The sequence below is a fragment of the Bacillus sp. AF23 genome, from assembly GCF_020861455.1.
Taxonomy (GTDB): Bacteria; Bacillota; Bacilli; order Bacillales; family Bacillaceae; genus Bacillus; species Bacillus halotolerans.
The window spans coordinates 1-239 of sequence record NZ_JAJHVY010000020.1 but is presented as its reverse complement, the minus strand read 5'-3'; the positions used below and the strand labels follow the sequence as shown (position 1 = coordinate 239).

1 tRNA gene is annotated in these 239 nt (G+C 53.6%); it reads left to right on the top strand.

The window, feature by feature from the left end:
* Positions 1–58: 58 nt before the first annotated feature.
* Positions 59–150: transfer RNA gene (locus LNN34_RS11835), tRNA-Ser, on the top strand.
* Positions 151–239 lie beyond the last annotated feature (89 nt).

Here is a 239-nt window from a genome sequence, read left to right as displayed (position 1 = left end):
GCTATCGGCTGTTAACCGATCGGTCGTAGGTTCGAATCCTACCTGCGGAGCCATTATTGGAGAGCTGTCCGAGTGGTCGAAGGAGCACGATTGGAAATCGTGTAGGCGGTCAACTCCGTCTCAAGGGTTCGAATCCCTTGCTCTCCGCCACTGATACTTATACATAATCACAATTGAAGGTCTGGGCCCGTTGGTCAAGCGGTTAAGACACCGCCCTTTCACGGCGGTAACACGGGTTC